Below are 20,967 nucleotides of genomic sequence, written 5' to 3' on the forward strand. Positions count from 1 at the left end.
TTGAGCGTGCCCACGAAGAACGTGTCCACGGCCACCAGGTCGCCCGTGTGGCGCGTCTCGATGTGCCGGTCACGGAATTCCGGACTGAAGCGCTCCAGGGCCCGGATCTGTTCGTCACTGAGCTTGACGGCCCGGCCGCGCACCGACTGCTCCAGCCGCAAAAGCCGTTCATGGCGCGTGAGCAGGCTGTGGCGGCTCCAGACGCCCCGGACGCCGCCCGAACTGACCTGCACCCCGCGAAGCACGAGCTGCTGCGCAACCCGCACGGCCCCGTGCGTGGGAAACTCCAGGCTGTAGGCCATGATCGCCGCTTCCGCCTCGTCGCCCACACGGTTGGGATGCGGGCCCCTGGGGCCGGGCAGCCGGTCCAGCAGCCCCTGCGACCCGTGCGTCTGGAAGTTGCGTCTGATCTCGTAGAACTGTTGCCGCGAATAGCCCATCACCTGGCAGGCTCGGCTCACATTGCCCAGTTCGGTCGCAAGCTCTAGCAAACTCAGCTTCCTTCGTGCTACCTTCTTCCTCGTGGTCATGACGTTCTCCTGGTCGAGGTTTCGGTGAAGTTTCGTAACTCCAGCCGTACCCCAACCAAGGGCGGCATGACCACGCTCATTTCATGGCCTACTGTCAGGTGATAACCATCTCAGCACAGCCTGCGGCGGACCCAAAGGGGCCGGGGGCGAGCCCCCAGGCCCCTCTGGACTCCCCTGCCCCCTTTGTTAGGCGAAGGCATTGGCGGACCAAGGGAGGGCGGAGGCTGTGCCAAGGTTTGCCCTCCCGGCATGCCGCGCGTGTCGGCGGGGCGGGGGCTTTGGCGGGGCTACACGGTACGCCCCGCGTCGCCCCCAACTGCCCCGATGGGCCGGGTGGGCGTGTGCGTCCGACAGTCGCGTAGCCGGAGGAGAATGGCCACAAAGTCATGACTACTAGGGCGCAGGCGGTCCCTGCGTAATTCCTCGGGCTACACGGTACGCCCGGGAATTCGCCTTACGGTCCCGATTTTCGGGGTGGGTATGGATGTGCGCCGTTGATGTCGGCTGACGAGTTTGGCCGTGGAGCGGATGAGGGGCAGGATCATTGGGCCTTGCCCGACGCCACGGCACATGGTCACAAATTTTCGTATCAATAGTGCCGTGACTCCCGGTCCCGGGAGGCAGCACTGTTTGCGTCCCGGCCTATAGGACTCCCCAAGCCCCGGCGCGCTGCCCGGCGCAGCGGCTGTGATGGAAATCAGCGAAGCGAAGCCGGGCTCGTGCGACGGGGCGGCATCACCTGTGCCGCGACACGAGTGGCAAAATCATCGAAGGACTGCACCACCGCAACGTCCCAGCGCCCCATGCGGGTACGGGGGGCGTAGCGGCTGTGATGGTAATCAAAAAAGCGAAGCCCCCCGTATCCGCATGGGGCGCGACCGCGCCACCTCCCCCATCATTCCCGACAAACCAAAGCCCTACCCGCGAGGAATCGCGGCGGGTGGGGAGGGAGGGCACCGTTGGTTTTGCGCCACGACAATAAAAGCCCACGAGCACCTCAAGACCGCCGCGCAACACCATGCGCGAAAGGCCACCCCGCACCTTGACACGCGTGACGGTTTCCATAAGCATTGCGCCGCCATTCACCAAGGAGTTTGGATGCTTCTCCAGTTCATGGATCTTGCCGCCCGGAATATGGATTAAGGGCACTCCGCAGGTCCACGCCGCCTTTGCGCCGCGCTTGTGCGCGGCACCCATGTGGTTGCATGCAACCAGCCCGGACTTGTTTCATCGGAAACAGGTCTCTTGGCGCGCCCTTGTTCCATATTCCCATTCCGTTCCCCTCGGCCGCCAGCCGCTGTTTCGGCTGGCCGTGATCGAACACGATCGAAGCGCGTCTTCGATGCAACAGCAATGGGATCGACATGAACACACAGGCATCTTCAGCAAGCCTACATGAACTGGCGAACCGGCTTCGCCAACTCGGCTGGAACGATCATCTCGAACGCCTGGCCGCAAGCCGGGAGCTCGACCTGAACCAAGCGGCCAGGGTCCTCAGCGCGCAGCGGGACCAGTTCCTGGTCGGCAATGGACGAGCCGAATGGCTCTGCACCCCTTCGGGAAAGACGCGCCACGACAGGCAGCTGGACTACCCGGTCACCGGGGACTGGGTGCTCGTGGACGAAAGCGTCGTAAAACGGGTCCTCCCGCGAAAGAACACCCTGTGCCGCGGCGAGGCGGGGTCGCGGGGCAGGCAAACCGGCGCGGCCCAACGCGAACAGCCCATCGCCGCGAACATCGACACGGTGTTCATCGTCTGCGGGCTGGACCGCGACTACAACCTGCGCCGGATAGAGCGCCTCCTGGCGCTGGTCTACAACTGCGCCATGAGCCCCGTGATCGTCCTGACCAAGGCGGACCTCCACGAGTCCCCGGACGCGTTCCGCGACGAGGTCGAAGGGGTCGCGATCGGCGTCCCCGTCGTGCCGACCTCGATACGGGACGGCAGCGGGGTCGGGGAGCTGCACCGCCATCTGGCCGCCGGGCGCACCGCCGCCATGGTCGGCTCTTCAGGGGCGGGCAAGTCCTCGCTGGCGAACATGCTCCACGGCAGCGACATCCAGGCCACCGGGGCCGTCAGCGCAAGCGTCGGCAAGGGACGCCACACGACCACGTCCCGGGAGCTCATCGCCATGCCTCAGGGCGGCCTGCTCATGGACAACCCGGGCATCCGCGAAATCGCGCTCGCAAAGGGCGGAGCCGGGTTGGAGGCGACGTTCTCCGACGTCCTCGAACTGGCCGAATCCTGCCGCTTCGCCGACTGCTCGCATCAACATGAACCCGGCTGCGCCGTGCTTCGGGCCGTGGATTCCGGCGAGCTTTCGCAGGCACGCCTGGACAACTACCACAAGATGCGGCGCGAAATGGAATACGCGCAGGCCCGCAGCGAGAAAAGCTCGGACTGCGTCGAAAAGGAGCGCTGGAAGGACGTGGCCATGGAGATAAAGCGCATCACCAAGCGCAAGAAGCACTGACGACGAGAAACGGGGGTTGGGAGGCTTTCCCGACCCCCGTTCATTTCAACCGAAGCCGACGGGCCCCGCTTCCCGGGGCCACGCCGCCCCGCGCTATCGCCCCAGGGAAAAATCGCCGAGAAAGTCCGAGCTGATCCACGGGCGCGGCTTGTCGCCGATCTGCCCGAGACCGCGGACGAGCTTGAAGCCATCGCCAGATATTTCGGCGGGGGAACGGGCAACCGGATATCCCTGCGCGAGCAGGCCACGGAGCGGGCCGTCAATGGCTTCGATTTCCGGGATTTTCCGTGGTCTCCTTCGCCACGCACGGGCTGAAGGCGGGCACCCTGGACGGCAAGGACGGACTGCTGACGGCCGAGGAGATACTCGGCCTCACGCTGCGGGCGGACCTGGTGATCCTCTCGGCCTGCGACACGGCCGCTCCGGAGGGGGGAAGCTCCGAGATGCTTTCGGGCCTGGCGCGCTCGTTCTTCTACGCGGGCGCGGCGTCCCTGCTGGTGAGCAGCTGGCCGGTGGACTCCGTGTCCACGGTGCAGCTGACGTCCCGGATGATGCAGGGCTACACCGCGAAATCCCGGAGCAAGGCCCAGGCGCTGCGCGAGGCCATGCTCGCCCTCATCGACGGCCCGGGCTACGTGGACGCGGCGGGCAACGCGGGCTTCAGCTACGCGCACCCGGTGTTCTTCGGTCCGTTCATGCTGGTAGGGGACGGGCAATAAGCCCCACACAGGGATTCCAAAGGGGGTTACCCCCTTTGGCCGCCGGAGGCCCTCCCGCATTTCGGCCTCATGCCCAGGCCAAACGGGAACTCATGGCCCAACATTCAAATTCAGCTTGCACTCTCGTCAAAATACAGGGAGTCATACCCGGTGCCGGGCTGTCCGCCCGCGCCGCTGCCCGGCCAACAAATGGGTGGAATCAACGGCGAATCCGAACAGCCGCCAACGTCATGGAGCATGCCCCGTGCCGCAGATTGCCGCCGTGTCCCCGGACAAGGTCCCGATGCGCCTCCTCCTGGAAGCCGATCCTTCCGAGCAAAGCATCAAGGCGTATCTTGATAATTCCCTGTGCTACGCCGCCGTGGAATCCGGCGAGGCCGTCGGCGCGTGTGTCCTGGGCCACATAGGCGACAGTACACTGGAATTATATAATATCTCCGTCCTTCCCCGCCGCCAAGGGCAGGGAATCGGGACGAAGCTGCTGCACCACGCCATTGCAGAGGCCAGGGACGCGGGCATCGGGCGCATCGAGTTGGGAACTGGAACATTCGGGTATCAGCTGGCGTTCTACCAGCGCCTCGGATTCCGGGTGCAGGAAGTGATCAGGGATTATTTCGTCGACAAGTATGCTGAACCGATTTTCGAACTGGATATCCAGCTGAAAGACATGCTGCGGCTGGCCCTCACGCTCTAAGCCCCTCCCGCGCCGAACCCGCCGAAACGAGCCCGGACCGCACCGACGGCCACGTAAACACGGCCCTACTTCTTGGCCTTGTCCTTGGGCTTGGCCGGATGGATGAGGGCGGCGAGGTCCTGATAGCTGGAGTCCAGGTCCGCGCCGTGGCCCACGGCCTGCTGCAGGTAGGCCATCTGCGGGCCGTGCATCTCGATGGCGCGGTCTATGTCGTGGTTGGAGCCCTTGTTGTAGGCCCCGATGTTGACCATGTCTTCCACACGGTCGTAGGTGGCCAGGTGGCGGATGAAGGTCTGGCCGGTCTGGATGATCTCGCCCGGGGCCACATCGGCGCGCAGACGGGAGATGGACTTGAGCACGTCGATGGCCGGGTAGTGGCCCTGGTCCGCCAGGTCGCGGGTGAGCACGATGTGCCCGTCCAGGATGGAGCGCACGGCGTCGGCCACGGGCTCGTTGAAGTCGTCGCCGTCCACGAGCACGGTGTAGATGCCCGTGATGGTGCCCTTGGTGCTGCGCCCGGCGCGCTCCAGAAGCTTGGGCAGCTGGGCGAAGACGGACGGGGTGTAGCCCCTGGTGGTTGGCGGCTCGCCCGCGGCCAGGCCCACCTCACGCGAGGCCATGGCGAAGCGCGTCACCGAGTCCATCATCAGGAGCACGTCCTTGCCCTGGTCGCGGAAATATTCGGCCATGGCCGAGGCCGCGTAGGCCGCGCGCATGCGCACCAGGGGGCCGTGGTCCGAGGTGGCGCAGACCACCACGGAGCGGGCCATGCCCTCGGGGCCGAGGTCCTTTTCGATGAATTCCAGCACTTCGCGGCCGCGCTCGCCCACCAGGGCGATGACGTTGACGTCGGCCTTGGTGTAGCGGGCCATCATGCCCATGAGGGTGGACTTGCCCACGCCGGAGCCGGCCATAATGCCCACGCGCTGGCCCTTGCCCAGGGTCAGCAGGCCGTTGATGGAGCGCACGCCCACGTCCAGGGCCTCGGAGATGCGCGGGCGCTTGAGGGGATTCAGGGGCTCGGCGTAGAGCGGATAATACTGGGACGGCGCGGGCGGGAGCCCGTCGTCGAAGGGCGTGCCAAAGGCGTCCACGCAGCGGCCCAGGAAACCCTCGCCAACGGGCAAGAGCGGCGGGGTGGACGTGTTCTTGATCAGCGTTCCCGGGCGCACGCCGCGCATCTCGCCGTAGGGCATGAGCAGACAGGCCCCGTCACGGAAGCCCACCACCTCGGCGTAGATGCCGCCGCCCTTGCGGCCGTCGGGCAGAAGTTCGCAGACCGCGCCCAGGGGGGCCTTGATGCCCTGGCCCTCGGCGATGAGGCCCACGACCTTGCAGACCTTGCCGTAGGTCTTGCAGGGGTCGAGGTCCTTGAGAAGGCTGACGCAGCCCTGGGGATTGAGGCTCACCCGGAGGTTTCCTCCTCCCCGGAGCACGCCACGCAGTCCAGCTGGTCCAGGACCGCCATGACGCTTTTCATGCGGCCCTCCATGGAATTGTCGGCCATGCCCTGGGCGGACTCCAGGATCATGCCGCCGGGGCCGAGCTTCGAGTCGGCGCGCACGCGCCAGCGGTCCAGGCCGGGATGCTGGTCCTTGGCCCGGATCAGCAGTTCGCTGACCAGCTCCTCGTCGTCCGGGCAGACGCGCACCACGAGCTGGCGCAGGGAGTCGATGGCCTCCAGGGACTGGTCCAGCACGGTGGCCAGGATCTCCTGGCGGCGCTGGTCCAGCTCCACGGCCAGGATCTTCTCCACGGCCAGACGCACCAGGGCGGTGACGTCGGCGCGCTGCTCCCGCCACAGGGCGGCTGCGCCCTCTTCCATGGCGGCCATGGCCTGGCCCAGGGTTTGGGCGTGGGCCGCGAACGCCTGATCCACCTGGGCCTGGGCCTGTTCGGCGGCGGAGGCGAAGCCCTCGGCCTCGGCGTTCTCGCGCAGGACGGCGGCGTCGGCCATGGCCTTGGAGATGATCTCCTTGGCTGCCTTGGTGGCGCGCTCGCGCACGCGGGCCATGTATTCTTCCTCGGTGCTCGAGGTCCAGCGGCTGGTGTCGCGCTGGCCCTGGAGGTCGGCCACGGTACTCTCGGACGGGCCGTGGGCGCCCATGCCCACGATGACGCGAGGGGCCCTGCGGGGCGTGCCGTCGTTTTTAGACAAAGACATCCCCGCCTCCCCGGCCGATCATCACGCGGCCCTCGGCTTCCAGCCTGCGCACGATCTTGACGATGTTCTGCTGGGCGCCCTCCACCTCGGACAGGCGCACCGGGCCCATGATCTCCAGGTCCTCGCGGATCATCGCCGAGGCGCGCTCCGACAGGTTCTTGAAGAACTTCTCCTGCAGGTCCTCGGAGGAGCCCTTGAGCGCCTTGGTCAGGTCCTCGTTGGAAACCTCCTTCAGGAGCTCGCGGATGGAGCGGTCGTCCAGGGCGTTGATGTCCTCGAACACGAACATGAGGTTGCGGATGTCCTCGGCCATCTGCGAGGATTCCTCCTCTATCTCCGAGAGCACCTCTTCCTCTGTGGAGCGGTCCACGGCGTTCAATATCTCGGCCACCGCGGCCACGCCGCCGACCTTCTTGCCTTCCTTGCCGCCCATGGCGATGAGCTGGCTTTGCAGGACCTTGTCCACTTCCATGAGCATCTCCTCGGCCACGGCCTCCAGGCGCGCCAGGCGCATGAGGATCTCCGGGCGCACGCCCGCGGGCAGGGCCTGCAGGAGCTCGGCGGCCTGGTCCGGGTGCAGGTGCCCGAGGATCAGGGCCAGGGTCTGCGGGTGCTCGTTTCTGAGGATCTGGGACAGGATACGCGGGCTGACGTTCTCCAGCTCGCGGAAGGGCGCGGGCCCGGAATCCAGCTCCAGGGCGTCCAGGATGTACTTGGCCGTCTCGGAGTCCAGGTTTTTCATGAGCAGCTTCTTGACCTGCTCGGGGCCGCCCATGAGCATTTCGGCGTTCAGGATCAGCTGGTGGTGGTACTCCCGAAGGACCTCCTCCACCTGCTCCTTGGGGATGGTTTCCATCTCGACCATGGCCTTGGATATCAAGGCGATATCAGCGCGGTCGAGGCGCTTGAACACGTCGGCCGTGAACTTCTCGCCCATGGCGAGCATCAGGATGGCCGTCTTTTGGGAACCGGAAAGAGCCATTACGCCTGGGCCTCCTGCTTGAGCCACGTCTTGATTATGGCCATGGCGCCGTCCATATTCTGCTCAGAGAGCTGCAAGGCGTGGGCGCGGATGTCGTCGATCTTTCTGAGCGCGTCCATGGCGTCCTCTTCGTCATCGCCCTCGATGAGGGCTATGCGGCCCTCGCCCTCGGGCAGGCCGGCCAGGCCCTCCACGCCCTCGACCTCGGTCTTGGGCCGGATCAGCGCCATAACGACGGGGCGCACCACCATGACCAGGAAGAGGAAGATCAGCAGGCCGTTGAGGAACGGCTTGCCCAGCCTGTGCACGTACTCCAGGATGAGCTCCATGACGTCGGGCTTGATCTCCTGGTCGGGCCCGCCGAAGGACATGCTGGAGACCTCGATGGTGTCTCCGCGCATCTCGTCCAGGCCCACGGCGTTGGCCACCAGCTGCTTCACTCGGTCCATCTCCGCGGCGCTGCGCGGGGTGAAGGCGAAGTCGCCGGGCGCGGCCTCGGCGCCGTCCGCCTGGGGCTGCTGCACGTACGTCCCGTCCACGATAACCGCGACGGTCAGGCGTTTCAACTCTCCCAGGGGGGAAATGACCTCGCGCTCGATCTTGTTGATTTCGTAGTTGGTGGTGCGGGTCTCGCGGTTGCCCTGCTGGTTGGACAGGGCGTTGCCCGCGCCGTCGCCGCGGAAGTTGGGCTCGGGCGAGCCGGACTCGATGTTGGCTTGGCCCTGCTGCGTCTCCTCGCTGCGCTGTTCGCTGCGCACCACGGCGGAGGCGGGGTCGTATTCCTCGGAATGCGTGGTCTTGTGGCTGAAATCCAGCTCCGCGTTGACCTTGGCGATGACCCGGCCCGGCCCGTACAGGGGCATGAGCATCTGCTCGATGCGGCTCTCCAGGCTCTGCTCCATGGTCAGCTTGTGCTCCATCTGGGAGGTGCTCATGCCGCCGTTGAGGCCTTCCAGGCCCTTGGGGGAGTAGAGGACCTCGCCCTTGGTGTCGGCCACGGTGATCATGTCGGGCTCCATGCCCTCCACGGCCAGGGCCACGAGGTTGACCACGCCCTGGACGTTCTCGGGCTCGAGCTTCTCGCCGCTCTTCATCTTCAGGACCACGGAGGCCGAAGGCCGGGCCTGCTCCTCCAGGAACAGGCTCTTGTGGGGCAGGACCAGGTGCACGCGGGCGCGCTCCACCTGGGGAAATTCGGATATGGTGCGGGCCAGTTCGCCCTGCAGGGCGCGCTGGTAGTTGATGCGCTGCACGAAGTCGGTCTGGCCGACCTTGACGTCGTCGAAGATCTCGAAGCCCAGGCCCTGGCCGTGGAGGTTGCCCTCGCCCGCGACCTTCAGGCGCAGGTCGTAGACCTTGTCGGCGGGCACCAGGATGGTGGAGCCGTCGTTCTCCAGCTGATAGGGGATCTTCTCGTCCTGGAGCATGCTGACCACGGTGGAGGCGTCCTCGGGGTAGAGGCGCGAATACAGGACCCGGTAGTCCGGCTGGTTGAGCCAGAAGATCAGCAGGAAAAAGGTGACGATGACCGTCAGCGTCAGGCCGCCGATGAGGATGCGCTGGGAGACGTTGGTGCGGCCCCAGAAATTTCTGACCCTTTCGGCGACGTCTGCGAATACGGGCGACATGCTTATGCTCCGGATGGAAAATCGTTGTCCGGTCCGTCAGGGACCCTTGGGTGAACGCTCGCCGCACCGCCTAGAAGGAGGTGCGCGACAGCTCCTTGTAGGCCTCCATGACCTTGTTGCGCACGGCGCTGGTCATCTTCATGGCCAGCCCGGCCTTCTGCAGGGAGATCATCAGCTCGTGGACGTTCTGGTTTTCGCCCGAGGCGAACTCCTGGATCATCTGGTGCTTCTCGGTCTGCAGGTCGTTGACGCGCTTCAGGGAGTCGGAAATGACCTCGCTGAAGCCGCCCTTGGCGTGCTGCTGCTCCTCGACGCTCCTCATGGTGCGCGTGGAGCGCTGGGCCGTGCGCTGGGCCTGGGCGGATTCCAGGGCGTTCTTGTAGGCGTTGAGAGCTACGTTCTGGATGGCCATGGCGTGTTACTCCGTATTGCTGGTTATCTGCCCAGTTCCAGGGCCTTGCTCCACATGCCCTTGATGGACGACACCGAGGCCACCGAGGCCTCGTAGGTGCGGGTCACCGAGAGCATGTTGGTCATCTCCTCCACCACGTTGATGTCCGGGTAGAGGACGTATCCTTCCTTGTCCGCATCGGGGTGCCCGGGCTCGAAGACCCGCTTCACGCGGCTGGCGTCGCGGGCGATGCCCAGGATGCGCACGCCCTTGAGCTCCCGCGTCAGGTGGTCCTGCATGGTGCGGGAAAAGGGGGAATCCACGTCCGTGGTGGCCTTGACCACGCTACGCCGCTGGAACGGCCCGCCCTCGGGGGTGCGGGTGGTCTTGGCGTTGGCCAGGTTCATGGAAATGATGTTCAAATGCGCCCGCTCCGCGGACAGGCAGGACGCGCCGATGTCGAGTGCGGTAAGGAAGTCCATTTACTTGCTCCCCTCGTTGATCACCGTCTGCAGGCCCTCGAACTTGGATTTCAGGACCGTGGTCAGGGCGTTGTACATCAGGGTGTTCTTGGCCATCACGGTCATTTCCTTGTCCAGGTCCACGTTGTCCTCGCCGGCGATGACGCGGTGGCGCAGGGTCCTGTCGATGTCCGGGCTGAAGGAGTCGGCCGTGAACACCGAAGGCATGTGTCCGGACTCGGTGCGGGACATCTTGCCCCGGGCGTCCAGGTTCAGGGCGGACTGCAGGTCCTTCTCGAACTCCAGGCGCCTGGCCGTGTATTTGGGGGTGGTGATGTTGGCCAGGTTGCTCATGACGACATTTTGACGCATGAGGCGCATGTCCAGCACCCTTCCCGTGAGGGCCATATCGGTATCGAAAAGGCCTTTCATGCCCGTTCCTCCTGTGTTCCCGCCCGACGGCCCCCTCCTGGGGCTCCACATCCGAAACTCGACGTCCGGCGGATCGCCCAGGTTATGAGCAACCCCTATGCCAACAGAGGCAACATGTCGGTATAACAATATTTTTTACTGAAAATCAAAGCCGGGCTCACGTCTAACAGGGGCCGGGCGTCGGCGCTTCGGCGCAGCGGGCCCGGTGGGCAGGTTTTTCCGCAGGCCTCGGGGGCGTGCGGAAAGTGGTGCCGGAATAGGCACCTGGGAGGGATGGAATTCCGACGCCGGCGCGCGCGGCTCCGGCCGCCTCGCGCGCGCGCATCCTAATATAGGGTGCCTGTATCCGGGGCTTTGGCACGGCGATTGCTAAGGACGCCGTACGGCGCGTTAGCGCCTTTTGAAACCTTTGGCCCGGTTGATGCAAGAGGAAGTGCACCGGGCACAGTTTGCCGTTTTCCCAAAGTGGAGGGGTAACGTTATGAGCAGCCACCTGGACTACGAAATCAACAAGGAACTCGGAGAGTGCTATCTCTTCATGGGTGACTTGGCCAAGGCCGAGGAATATTACGACAAGGCCGTGAAATCCAATGGTGTGCACCCGGATCCGTATCTCGGCCTGGCGACCATCGCCATGCAGCAGGGCGAAATGGACAAGGCCCACGCCCTGTACAAGAAGGCCGCGGACATCGAAATCGACGACAAGTCGCTGGCCGGAATGGCCCTGGTGGAGGTCGAGACCGGCCGCCAGAGCGAGGCCTTCGACCACTTTTCCCAGGCCCTTGAGCTCAACCCCGAGAACATGGTCGCCATCTTCATGCTCATCCAGCTCGGCCACGTGCTGGGTCGCATCGAGGAAGTGATTCCGCGCATGGAAAACTTCCTCGCCATCGACCCCCTGAAGCACGAGGTGCGCTATTCGCTGGCGGGCTGCCTGGCGCGCATAGGCAGGAACGGGGAAGCCAGGGAACACCTGGAGCGAATCCTTGAGGCCGACCCGGACAACGAGTCCGCGCGCGAGCTTCTGGAGCAGATCGGGTCATAACGGCCTTCCCGGGGTTATGTCGGGTTCCCTCCCTTAAGTGCTCCCCGGGACCGGCCGAGATGGCGATATAATCTCCCCTCCCCTGCTTGGTTCCCCAGCCTCGACAAGAGCTGCCGGGGCTGGGGTGCCAAGTCCATTCCGGAGAGATTGCCGCCGCGCTCCCTTCTTGCCTTCCTTCCGTACATTTGGCATCACCCCTGGAGACAGAGAGGTGCTGCTTATGGATTTTCTGCCCATCAGGCGCGCGATTTTGAGCGTGACCGACAAGACGGGTCTCGTGGACTTCGCCCGGTTTCTTTCCGACGCCGGGGTGGAGCTGTTTTCCACCGGCGGAACCCGCAGACAGCTTCTGGACGCCGGGCTCAAGGTGGCCTCGGTGAGTGACGTCACGGGGTTCCCGGAGATCATGGACGGCCGGGTCAAGACCCTGCATCCCCACATCCACGCGGGGATCCTGGCGGACAAGGACAACCCCGAACATCTGCAGACCCTGGCCGGGCTGAGCCTGGAGCCCTTCGACCTGGTCTGCGTGAACCTCTACGACTTCGCCCACGCCGCGGCCAAGGGCCTGGACCTCAAGGCCGCTGTGGAGCAGATCGACATCGGCGGGCCCACCATGCTGCGGGCCTCGGCCAAGAACTTCCACTCCATCCTCGTGGTGCCCGGCACGGAGCACTACCCCCGGGTCATGGAGGAGCTCAAGGCCAACGACATGAAGGCGCCGCTCCCCCTGCGCAAGGACATGGCCTGCGAGACCTTCGCCAAGACCAGCGAATACGACGCCATGATCACCGGCTACCTGGGGAGCCGCAACGCCTAGGACGCCCGCCGGAATGTGCCCGGAACACGCCCGGAGGCCGGTTGACACCGGCCTCCGGTTGTTGTTTGCAGAGGGTGGGGGAATGAACACGCAAACGGGCCGCCGCTATGGCCCGCCGGAGACACGGCCATCGCCCAGAAAGTTCAAGGCAACACCCAAGGCCTGAAGCCCAGCCAGCTCAAGCACCTGGCCCGCCTCTACGCCAGGCGCTATACGGACGCGGGCGTCATGAGCCCGGAGCAGGCCAAGGAGCTGTCCATGCTCTCGGCGGGCACGGGCCGCCAGCTGGGCCTGCTCATCGACCGCAAGGGCCGCCCGGAGATGGTGCTGGTGGGCGAGGCCGGGGGCCTGTTCATCCCCGAGCTGTCCAGGCAACGCCGGTTCGCCGGACGCCTGCGCGGGCTCAGGCTGGTGCACACCCACCTCGGAAACGAGCCCCTGACCCAGGAGGACCTCATGGACATGGTCTTCCTGCGCCTGGACGCGGTCATCGCCCTGACCGTGGACCCCTACGGCATGCCCCAGGAGGCCAGCTACGCGCACCTCCTGCCCCCGAACCCCGACGCCAAGCCCTACGAGATCACGGGCCCCGTGCCCTGGCACCGGGTGGACACGGACTTCCCGGCCCTGGCCGAGGCCCTGGAGGAGGAGCTGGCCCGGGGAGGCGGCACCCTGGCCGAGGACGGCGCGGCCCTGGGCGAGGCCGAGCGCGCACTCCTGGTGAGCGTGGACACGGCCCCGCGCGAGGCCCAGGAAATCTCCCTGGCGGAACTCTCGGAGCTGGCGCGCACCGCCGGCCTGGAGACCACGGGCCGCGTGGTGCAGCGGGTGCGCCAGGTGAACCCCAAGACCATCATGGGCAAGGGCAAGCTGGCGGAATTGGAGGTGCGCGCCCTGCAGGAGAACGCGGGCCTGATCCTCTTCGACCAGGAGCTGACGCCCTCGCAGATGCGCAACCTGGCGTCGGTGACGGAACGCAAGATCCTGGACCGCACCCAGCTCATCCTGGACATTTTCGCCCAGCACGCCACCACGCGCTCGGGCAAGCTGCAGGTGGAGATGGCCCAGCTGCAATACACCCTGCCGCGCCTCGCGGGCACGGGCCGGGCCCTGTCGCGGCTGATGGGCGGCATCGGCGGCCGGGGCCCGGGCGAAACCAAACTGGAGACGGACCGCCGCCGCGTGCGCGAGCGCATCACGCGCATCCGCCAGGACCTCAAAGACCTGCGCAAACGGCGCAAGGCCACGCGCCTGCGCCGGGCCAAGGCCGGGCTGCCCGTGGCCGCGCTGGTGGGCTACACCAACGCGGGCAAGTCCACGCTCCTGAACACCCTCACGGAATCCAAGGTCCTGGCCGAGAACAAGTTCTTCGCCACCCTGGACCCCACCACGCGGCGGCTGCGCTTCCCCATGGAGCGGGAGCTGATCCTCACGGACACGGTGGGCTTCATCCGCCAGCTGCCCGAGGAGTTGAAAGAGGCCTTCCGGGCCACCCTGGAGGAGCTGGAGGCCGCCGACCTCCTGATCCACGTGGCCGACGCCTCGCACCCGGAACTGGAGTCCCACGTGGCCGCCGTGGAGGACATCCTCGCGGAAATGGACCTGGCGGACATCCCGCGCCTGTTGGTGCTGAACAAATGGGACGCCGTGGACCAGGATTTCCGCGACGCGCTCCTGCACACCCATCCCGAAGCCATCCGCGCCTGCGCCCTGGACCGCGCCTCCCTGCGCGAGCTGGCCGACGCCGTCTGCGCCAAGGCCTTCCCGGGCTGGTGCGAGACCTCGCCCCTGGACCACATGCAGGCGCTGGAGGACGACGATCCCCCGGCCTGAGCCGTCCCCCCGGCCCAAAAGGTTTGGGGGAAGAGGGGGAGAAAGCGCGGGAGAGGGGGAGAAGGGGTGATTTTGAGGAAATCACCCCTTCTCCCCCTCTCCCGCAAAGAATCCCGCCCTATTCCTCTTCGGCTTCCGCGTACGCGCCCTTGCGCCAGGGCTTTTCCTCGCCCCGGGCCAGACGGGCGATGTTCTCCTTGTGCCGCCAGTAGACCAGGGCCATGACGATCAGCGAGAAGAACAGGTACGTGAACTGCCCGCTGACCAGCAGGAACACGGGCAGGGCGGTGACCAGGGTCAGGGAGCCCAGGGACACGTAGCCGGACTTGAGGATCACGCCTATGCAGGCCAGGGCCGCGAACACGGCGCTCACCGGGGCCAGGGCCAGGAACACGCCCACGGTGGTGGCCACGGCCTTGCCGCCCTTGCCGTAGAGGAACACGGAGAAGCAATGCCCGGTGATGGCCGCCAGGCCGGTGAGGCCGGGCAGGAACGCGGACTCCGCAAAGGACAGCGCCACGGCCGCGGGCACGAAGCCCTTGAGCAGGTCCAGGGCCAGGGCCAGGACACCGAACTTGAACCCGCAGAGCCGGGCCACGTTGGTGGCCCCGGTGTTGCGGCTGCCCGCTGTGCGCGGGTCCACGCCGCAAAAAACCTTCGCGACCACAAGGCCGAAGGGGACGGCCCCCAGAAGATACGCCAAAGCGATCCAAGCGAGTGATGCCATGCTGCCTCCTTTCCAGGCCGGAAATACCAGCCCCGGCGCGCCAGGGCAAGGCCGGGACACCGGGTTTTCCCCTTGCCCGGGCTGGGGCGCTCTGCTATTTCCTATGATTCCGGCTGCCGCCGGATTCGGGTCGCGGGGAAGGGGTGTTTCCCTTCGGTTCAAGACTGTTCCCACATACGAATAGAGGAAGGAGAGGACGGACATGTTCAAGAAACTGACTGCGTTTTTCGTGTGCGCGGCGGCCTGCCTGATGCTGGCGGGCGGCGCCATGGCCGCTGAGAAGACCTTCGTCAACGGCATCGACTTCGGATTCCCGCCCTTCGGGTTCGTGGACAAGGACGGCAAGCCCGCCGGCTTCGATGTGGAATCCGTGGACTGGATCGCCAAGGAAATGGGCTTCAAGGTCAAGCACCAGCCCACGGACTGGGACGGCATCATTCCCGCACTCAACGCGGGCAAGATCGACTTCATCGCCTCGGGCATGAGCGCCACGGCCGAGCGCAAGAACATCGTGAACTTCACCAACGCCTACTACAGCGTGACCCAGGTGCTGGTGGTGCGCGGCGACGAGAAGATGGACATCCAGGGCTTCCTGAACTCCACCCGCAAGATCGGCGTGCAGCGCGGCACCAACACCGCCAAGTACCTGGCCGAGCAGAAGAAGGCCCACGGCTACAAGTACGAGATCGTGCAGTACGACTCCACTGACCTGTCCATGCAGGATCTGCCCATCGGCCGCATCGACGGCTCGGGCATGGACAGCTCCATCGCCTTCGAGGTCATGAAGGACACGGACTACAAGATCTGCGGCACCTTCGACGCCGCCCCCGAGGACTACGCCTACGCCGTGCGCAAGACCGACCCCGAGCTGCTGGACCTCCTGAACAAGGGCCTCGAGAAGCTCATGGCCGATCCCTACTGGGCCAAGCTCAAGGAGAAGTGGGACATCCACTAGGCCCCACCGGCCCTGACCGCGTTTGACCGCCCGGTCGGGTTCGGGTATCCCGAACCCGCCGGGCGTTTTTCGTGCCCGGCGTACAGCACACGGAAACCGACGATGAATTTCGAAAAGGCATTCAACGCAACCCTCGACGCCCTGCCCTACATGCTCGGCGGCGTGGGCTGGACCATCGCGGCCCTGGTCGGGGCCCTGGCCCTGGGTTTCGTCATGGGCGTGCCCCTGGCCTGCGTGCAGACCTACGGCGGCCGCACCTGGCGGCGCGTGGTGGAGCTCTACATCTGGCTGTTCAGGGGCGTCCCCGTTCTCGCCCAGCTTTTTCTTTTCTATTTCGGCCTGCTGCCGCTCATCAACGTCAGCAGCGCCCTGGTCGCCGGGGTGCTGACCCTGGGGCTGACCAGCGCGGCCTACCAGTCCCAGATCGTGCGCGGCTCCATCCAGTCCCTGTCCGCCGGGCAGCTCAAGGCGGCCCGCGCCCTAGGCATGAGCGACCTGACGGCCATCAAGTCCATCATCCTGCCCCAGGCCCTGCGCCTGTCCATCCCGGGCTGGTCCAACGAATTCTCCATCCAGCTCAAGGACTCGGCCCTGCTCATGGTCATCAGCGTGCCCGAGATCATGGCCCGCACCCGCTCGGTGGCCGGGCGGACCCACGAACCCGTGGCCATGGCCCTGTTCGCGGCGGTCCTGTACTTCATCCTCACGTACCTCGGCATCCGGCTGCTGCGCTCTATCGAGCGCAAGGTGCGCATCAAGGGCTACACCCAGGAAGGGACCATCTAATGTCCGGCAACGACATCATCCTGCACGCGGAAAAAATCAACAAAACCTTCGGCCAGAACCATGTGCTGCAGGACGTCTCCCTGGAACTCAAGCGCGGCGAACTGAAGGTGCTCATCGGCCCCTCGGGGGGCGGCAAGAGCACGCTGCTGCAATGCCTGAACTTCCTCTTGCCCCCGGACACGGGCCGCATCTGGCTGGAGGGCCGGGAAATCGAGTTCGCGCGCAAGAAGGAACTCTATGCCTACCGCCAGGCCGTGGGCATGATCTTCCAGGATTTCAACCTCTTCGACCATCTTTCGGCCATGGAGAACGTGCGCATCGCCCTGGTGAAGGTCAAGGGCATGTCCAAGGCCGCGGCCACGGAGCGGGCCATGGCCGAACTGGACCGCGTGGGCCTGGCCGGCAAGGCGGGCCTGTATCCGGCGCAGCTCTCGGGCGGGCAGAAGCAACGGGTGTCCATCGCCCGCGCCCTGGCCATGGACCCGGCGGTGCTGCTCCTGGACGAGCCCACCAGCGCCCTGGACCCCGAGCTCATCGGCGAGGTCCTGGCCGTGATCAAGGACCTGGCCAAGGCGGGCATGACCATGATCATGGCCACGCACCAGATCACCTTCTCCGCGCAGCTGGCCAACGAATTCATCTTCATGGAGCAGGGCCGGATCATCGAGTGCGGCACCCCGCTGGAGCTATTGGCCGAGGGCGTGGACTCGCGCACCCAGGCCTTCTGCGCCAAGATCAACGAACTCACGGGAGAGGTGCTGTAGGCATGGAGCAGTACTGGCTGTTCGCCTCCGAGCGCATCGTCCCGGGGCTCAACGCCGCGCTGCTGGTGAGCATCAAGCTCATCGTGCCCGCCGCGCTGTACGGGATGCTCTTGGGCGTATTCACGGGCGTGGTCCGCGTGTACGGGCCGCGCTGGACGCGCCGCGTGGCGGACACCTACGTGGCCGTGTTCCGGGGCACGCCGCTGGTGGTGCAGCTCTATTTCTGGTACTTCGCCCTGCCCTACATCACCGTCCACGGGCACCGCCTGGTGCTCACGGCCACCCAGGCCGCCGTGCTGGGCTTCGCCCTGTGCAGCGCGGCCTACCAGTCGGAGTACATCCGGGGCGGGCTGCTCTCCATCCGCGCCGGGCAGTTCAAGGCCGCCCGCGCCCTGGGCATGACGCCGCTGCAGACGGTGCTCTTCATCGTGCTGCCCCAGGCCGTGCGCCGGGCCCTGCCGGGCGTGGGCAACGAGATCATCTACCTCATCAAGTATTCGTCCCTGGCCTCCATCATCACCGTGGAGGAGCTCATGGGCGCGGCCCGCAGCATCGCCAAGTCCACCTGGCGGCCCATCGAGGCCTACGGCACCGTGGCCGTCTACTACCTGCTGCTGGTGACCGTGGCCGTGTGGCTGTTGCGCTTCCTGGAGGATCGGTTCAGCATCCCCGGGTTCGAGCGCGTCAAGGAATAACGTCCCACCCCATGCGCCCGCGTCCGCGGGCCGGAGGCGTTTCATGTCCAGACCCTTTTCCTACGCATCCCTGTCCCCCGATATCCTGGAACGCATCGCCTCGGCGGTGGGCACCGAGAACCTGGACCTCACCGACGCGGCCCTCAAGAGCGCCTCGCGCGACGAGTCCACGGAAATCCTGCGCCCCGGGGCCGTGGTGCGCGCCCGCAGCGCCGGACAGGTGGCCGCGCTGCTCAGGCTGGCCAACGAATACCGCTTCCCCGTGACCCCGCGCGGCGCGGGCACGGGCCTGGCCGCCGGGGCCCTGGCCGTGCACGGGGGCGTGGTTCTGGACATGTCGGGCATGAACCGCATCCTCTGCGTGGACGAGATGAATCTCGTGGCCGAGGTGGAGCCCGGGGTCATCGTGGCGGACCTGCAGGCCGCGGCCCGGGCCAAGGGCCTCTCGTACCCCCCGGACCCGGCGAGCTTGTCCACGGCCAGCGTGGGCGGCACCGCGGCCACCAACGCGGGCGGCCCGGCGTGCGTGAAATACGGGGTCACCAAGCACTACGTGCTGGGGCTCGAAGCCGTGCTGCCCACAGGCGAGATCGTGGGCGTGGGCACGGTCACGCGCAAGGGCGTGGTGGGCTACGACCTGACGCAACTGCTGGTGGGCAGCGAGGGCACCCTGGGCGTGATCACCAAACTCTGCCTGAAACTCATTCCCGCGCCCGAGGCCACCTTCTCCCAGGTGGTGGTCTTCGATTCCCTGAACAAGGCCATGGAGGCCGTTTCCGCCGTCATGGCGGGCGGGGTGCTTCCCTCGGCCGTGGAGTTCCTGGACAGCCGCTGCCTGCACCTGGTGGGCGACCTGCTGCCCTTCGGCGATCTGCCCAAGGACGGCGCGCTGCTGCTCCTGGAGACCGACGGCGCGCGGGTGGCGGCCGAGGCCGAGATGCGCCGCGCCGAGGCCATCTGCCGCCAGGCCGGGGCCCTGCATTTCCTGCCCGCCAAGGACGAGGCCGAGCGCGAGGCCCTGTGGGACGTGCGCCGCCAGGTCTCCCTGCGCATCCACGACATCGCGCCCATCTACGTGCCCGAGGACGTGGTGCTGCCGCTGACGCGCATCGCCGGGTTCGTGGACCTGCTGCCCGGGCTGGAGGAACGCCACGGCCTCACGGTCTTCGCCTTCGGCCACTCCGGGGACGGCAACATCCACATCAACATCGCCGCGCCCGCGGACAGGGCCGCCGACGCCGAGGCCTGCGCCCGGGAAATCCTGGCCCTGGTGCTGGACATGGGCGGCACCATGAGCGGCGAACACGGCATCGGCCTGGCCAAGAAACGCTTCCTGCCCATGGAACTCTCCGAACCCTCCATGCGCGTGCAACGCGCCATCAAGGAAGCCTTCGACCCCCTTTTAATTTTGAACCCCGGCAAATTGTTCGCGTAAGAGGGGAAGTTTGCCTCCGGCGGCCCAAGGGGATAATCCCCTTGGGAATCCCTCTAGGGGCGCAACGCGATTGCGCCCGCACAACCGGACCACCCCCCATACAGGGATTCCAAAGGGGGTTACCCCCTTTGGCGGGGGGCCCGGGGGGCGGCGCCCCCCGGATAACCAAAGGACGAGACCATGACCGTTTTCAGCCGCCGCGTGCAGGCCATTCGTATTTCCGAGACCAAGCTCATGCCCATGATCGCCGCCAAGGTGGGCGGCTGCGTGTCCCTGGGGCAGGGCGTGCCGTCCTTTGCCACGCCGGAGCACGTGGTGGAGGCCGTATGCCGCTGTCTGCGCGAGGACGCGTCCTCGGGCAAGTACACGCTGCAGCCGGGCCTGCCCGCCCTGCGCGAGGCCGTGGCCGACCTGCTGGCCCGGGAAAAGGACGTGCACGCGGACCCGGACACGGAGGTGGCCATCACCGTGGGCGGCATGGAGGCGCTGTTGTGCGCCATCCTGTCCCTGGTGGAGCGCGGGGACGAGGTGCTTTTGCCGTCCCCGGCCTACGCCTCGCACGTGGAACAGGTTTCCCTGGCCGAGGGCGTGCCCGTGGCCGTGCCCCTGCGCTCCGAGGACTGGGGGCTGGATCTGGCGGCCATGGAGGCGGCCGTGACCCCGCGCACCAAGGCGGTGGTCTTCTGCAACCCCTCCAACCCCACGGGCGCGGTTTTCTCCGACGACGACGTGCGCGCGCTGGCGGATTTCTGCCTGCGCCACGGCCTGTATCTGATCACCGACGAGACCTACGATTCCCTGGTCTACGACGGCCCCATGCCGCTGAGCCCGACGTCCCTGCCGGGCATGCGCGAGCGCACGGTGCTGGTGAACAGCTTTTCCAAGCGCTACGCCCTCACGGGCTGGCGCGTGGGCTACGCCTGCGCGCACAAGGACATCATGGCCGAGATGCTCAAGGTGCACGACTGCACGGCCATTTGCGCGCCCGCGCCGTCCCAGGCAGCGGCCCTGGCCGCCCTCACGGGCCCGCAGGAGCCAATCGAGGCCATGCGCGAGGCCCTGGCCCGGCGCAGGGACCTGGCCTGCAAGCGCCTGGACGAGCTGGCCCCGCACTTCGGGTACGTGCGCCCGGGCGGCGCGTTCTACATCATGGCCCGCTACGCCATGACCGACGAGCCCTCCCTGGCCCTGGCCGCGCGCCTGATCCACGAGGCCCGGGTCATCACCATCCCCGGCGGCACCTTCGGGCGCTTCGGCGAGGGCCATCTGCGCCTGTCCTACGGCGGCGACGAGGCCGAACTCGGCGAGTGCTTCGACCGCATCGCGGCCTGGACGGCCAGCCGGGCCTGAGCGCCCCCGGCCCTTGCTCCGCCCGGATTCCCCTGCTACCTGTGAACCAAGGCTGGCAGCACCCCGAATCTCCTCCCCGAAC

21 protein-coding genes are annotated in these 20,967 nt (G+C 66.5%); 12 read left to right on the forward strand and 9 right to left on the reverse strand.

Annotation, left to right across the window (positions count from 1 at the left end; translation table 11 throughout):
* Positions 1-530: helix-turn-helix domain-containing protein (locus ACYYG1_RS13150; RefSeq protein ID WP_461210783.1), on the reverse strand; the 530-nt coding region annotated here is incomplete at its 3' end.
* A 1,364-nt stretch (positions 531-1,894) separates the two neighbouring features.
* Between ACYYG1_RS13150 and rsgA the strand changes: the two genes are divergently transcribed.
* The 3 genes from rsgA to ACYYG1_RS13165 all read left to right on the forward strand — a co-directional run bounded on the left by rsgA (position 1,895) and on the right by ACYYG1_RS13165 (position 4,417).
* Positions 1,895-3,004 carry a ribosome small subunit-dependent GTPase A gene (gene rsgA, locus ACYYG1_RS13155; RefSeq protein ID WP_461210784.1) on the forward strand — a complete coding sequence of 370 codons (1,110 nt, stop codon included), beginning with the start codon at positions 1,895-1,897 and terminating at the stop codon, positions 3,002-3,004.
* 197 nt (positions 3,005-3,201) lie between these two features.
* Positions 3,202-3,723, forward strand: a complete 522-nt coding sequence (locus ACYYG1_RS13160; protein WP_487247198.1) for a CHAT domain-containing protein — start codon at positions 3,202-3,204, stop codon at positions 3,721-3,723.
* 244 nt (positions 3,724-3,967) lie between these two features.
* On the forward strand, positions 3,968-4,417 hold the full coding sequence (locus tag ACYYG1_RS13165) for a GNAT family N-acetyltransferase (protein ID WP_461210785.1): 450 nt from the start codon (positions 3,968-3,970) through the stop codon (positions 4,415-4,417).
* 65 nt (positions 4,418-4,482) lie between these two features.
* On the opposite strand, the gene ACYYG1_RS13170 is transcribed toward ACYYG1_RS13165, so the two are convergent.
* From ACYYG1_RS13170 to flgB, 7 genes are all read right to left on the reverse strand, one after another.
* Positions 4,483-5,826 (reverse strand): FliI/YscN family ATPase, encoded by a 1,344-nt coding sequence (locus tag ACYYG1_RS13170; RefSeq protein ID WP_461210786.1) that lies wholly within the window; start codon positions 5,824-5,826, stop codon positions 4,483-4,485.
* Positions 5,823-6,581, reverse strand: a complete 759-nt coding sequence (locus ACYYG1_RS13175; protein ID WP_461210787.1) for a FliH/SctL family protein — start codon at positions 6,579-6,581, stop codon at positions 5,823-5,825. The genes ACYYG1_RS13170 and ACYYG1_RS13175 overlap by 4 nt, the downstream gene beginning before the upstream one ends.
* Positions 6,568-7,563, reverse strand: coding sequence for a flagellar motor switch protein FliG (fliG, locus tag ACYYG1_RS13180; RefSeq protein ID WP_461210788.1), 996 nt, complete (start codon positions 7,561-7,563; stop codon positions 6,568-6,570). Before fliG ends, ACYYG1_RS13175 begins: the two co-directional genes overlap by 14 nt.
* Positions 7,563-9,191 (reverse strand): flagellar basal-body MS-ring/collar protein FliF, encoded by a 1,629-nt coding sequence (gene fliF / locus ACYYG1_RS13185; protein ID WP_461210789.1) that lies wholly within the window; start codon positions 9,189-9,191, stop codon positions 7,563-7,565. The genes fliG and fliF overlap by 1 nt, the downstream gene beginning before the upstream one ends.
* A 70-nt stretch (positions 9,192-9,261) precedes the next feature.
* On the reverse strand, positions 9,262-9,603 hold the full coding sequence (gene fliE, locus ACYYG1_RS13190) for a flagellar hook-basal body complex protein FliE (protein WP_461210790.1): 342 nt from the start codon (positions 9,601-9,603) through the stop codon (positions 9,262-9,264).
* 23 nt (positions 9,604-9,626) lie between these two features.
* The gene (gene flgC, locus ACYYG1_RS13195) at positions 9,627-10,064 is read right to left on the reverse strand and encodes a flagellar basal body rod protein FlgC (RefSeq protein ID WP_461210791.1); all 438 of its coding nucleotides are present in this window, start codon (positions 10,062-10,064) and stop codon (positions 9,627-9,629) included.
* Positions 10,065-10,475, reverse strand: coding sequence for a flagellar basal body rod protein FlgB (flgB, locus tag ACYYG1_RS13200; protein WP_461210792.1), 411 nt, complete (start codon positions 10,473-10,475; stop codon positions 10,065-10,067). It lies immediately after the preceding gene.
* A 481-nt stretch (positions 10,476-10,956) separates the two neighbouring features.
* Here flgB and ACYYG1_RS13205 point away from each other — a divergent pair, with 481 nt between their 5' ends.
* The 3 genes from ACYYG1_RS13205 to hflX all read left to right on the forward strand — a co-directional run bounded on the left by ACYYG1_RS13205 (position 10,957) and on the right by hflX (position 14,173).
* Entirely contained in the window at positions 10,957-11,520 is a 564-nt protein-coding gene (locus ACYYG1_RS13205) for a tetratricopeptide repeat protein (RefSeq protein WP_461210793.1), read from the forward strand.
* A 220-nt stretch (positions 11,521-11,740) separates the two neighbouring features.
* A complete protein-coding gene (locus tag ACYYG1_RS13210; RefSeq protein WP_461210794.1) occupies positions 11,741-12,340 on the forward strand; it encodes an IMP cyclohydrolase in 600 nt (199 codons plus the stop codon).
* A gap of 228 nt (positions 12,341-12,568) precedes the next feature.
* Positions 12,569-14,173, forward strand: coding sequence for a GTPase HflX (hflX, locus tag ACYYG1_RS13215; RefSeq protein ID WP_461210795.1), 1,605 nt, complete (start codon positions 12,569-12,571; stop codon positions 14,171-14,173).
* A 118-nt stretch (positions 14,174-14,291) separates the two neighbouring features.
* On the opposite strand, the gene plsY is transcribed toward hflX, so the two are convergent.
* Positions 14,292-14,900, reverse strand: a complete 609-nt coding sequence (plsY, locus tag ACYYG1_RS13220; RefSeq protein ID WP_461210796.1) for a glycerol-3-phosphate 1-O-acyltransferase PlsY — start codon at positions 14,898-14,900, stop codon at positions 14,292-14,294.
* 202 nt (positions 14,901-15,102) lie between these two features.
* Here plsY and ACYYG1_RS13225 point away from each other — a divergent pair, with 202 nt between their 5' ends.
* From ACYYG1_RS13225 to ACYYG1_RS13250, 6 genes are all read left to right on the forward strand, one after another.
* Entirely contained in the window at positions 15,103-15,855 is a 753-nt protein-coding gene (locus tag ACYYG1_RS13225) for an ABC transporter substrate-binding protein (RefSeq protein ID WP_461210797.1), read from the forward strand.
* Positions 15,856-15,957: 102 nt separating this feature from the next.
* Positions 15,958-16,641 (forward strand): amino acid ABC transporter permease, encoded by a 684-nt coding sequence (locus tag ACYYG1_RS13230; protein WP_461210798.1) that lies wholly within the window; start codon positions 15,958-15,960, stop codon positions 16,639-16,641.
* Complete coding sequence (locus ACYYG1_RS13235) at positions 16,641-17,405, forward strand: amino acid ABC transporter ATP-binding protein (protein ID WP_461210799.1); 765 nt, start codon at positions 16,641-16,643, stop codon at positions 17,403-17,405. Before ACYYG1_RS13230 ends, ACYYG1_RS13235 begins: the two co-directional genes overlap by 1 nt.
* Positions 17,406-17,407: 2 nt before the next feature.
* A complete protein-coding gene (locus ACYYG1_RS13240; protein ID WP_461210800.1) occupies positions 17,408-18,100 on the forward strand; it encodes an amino acid ABC transporter permease in 693 nt (230 codons plus the stop codon).
* Positions 18,101-18,143: 43 nt separating this feature from the next.
* Entirely contained in the window at positions 18,144-19,535 is a 1,392-nt protein-coding gene (locus ACYYG1_RS13245; RefSeq protein ID WP_461210801.1) for an FAD-binding oxidoreductase, read from the forward strand.
* A gap of 180 nt (positions 19,536-19,715) precedes the next feature.
* Entirely contained in the window at positions 19,716-20,885 is a 1,170-nt protein-coding gene (locus tag ACYYG1_RS13250) for a pyridoxal phosphate-dependent aminotransferase (RefSeq protein WP_461210802.1), read from the forward strand.
* The last annotated feature ends 82 nt before the right edge of the window (positions 20,886-20,967 follow it).

The organism is Desulfocurvus sp. DL1XJH-121 (genome assembly GCF_054819825.1).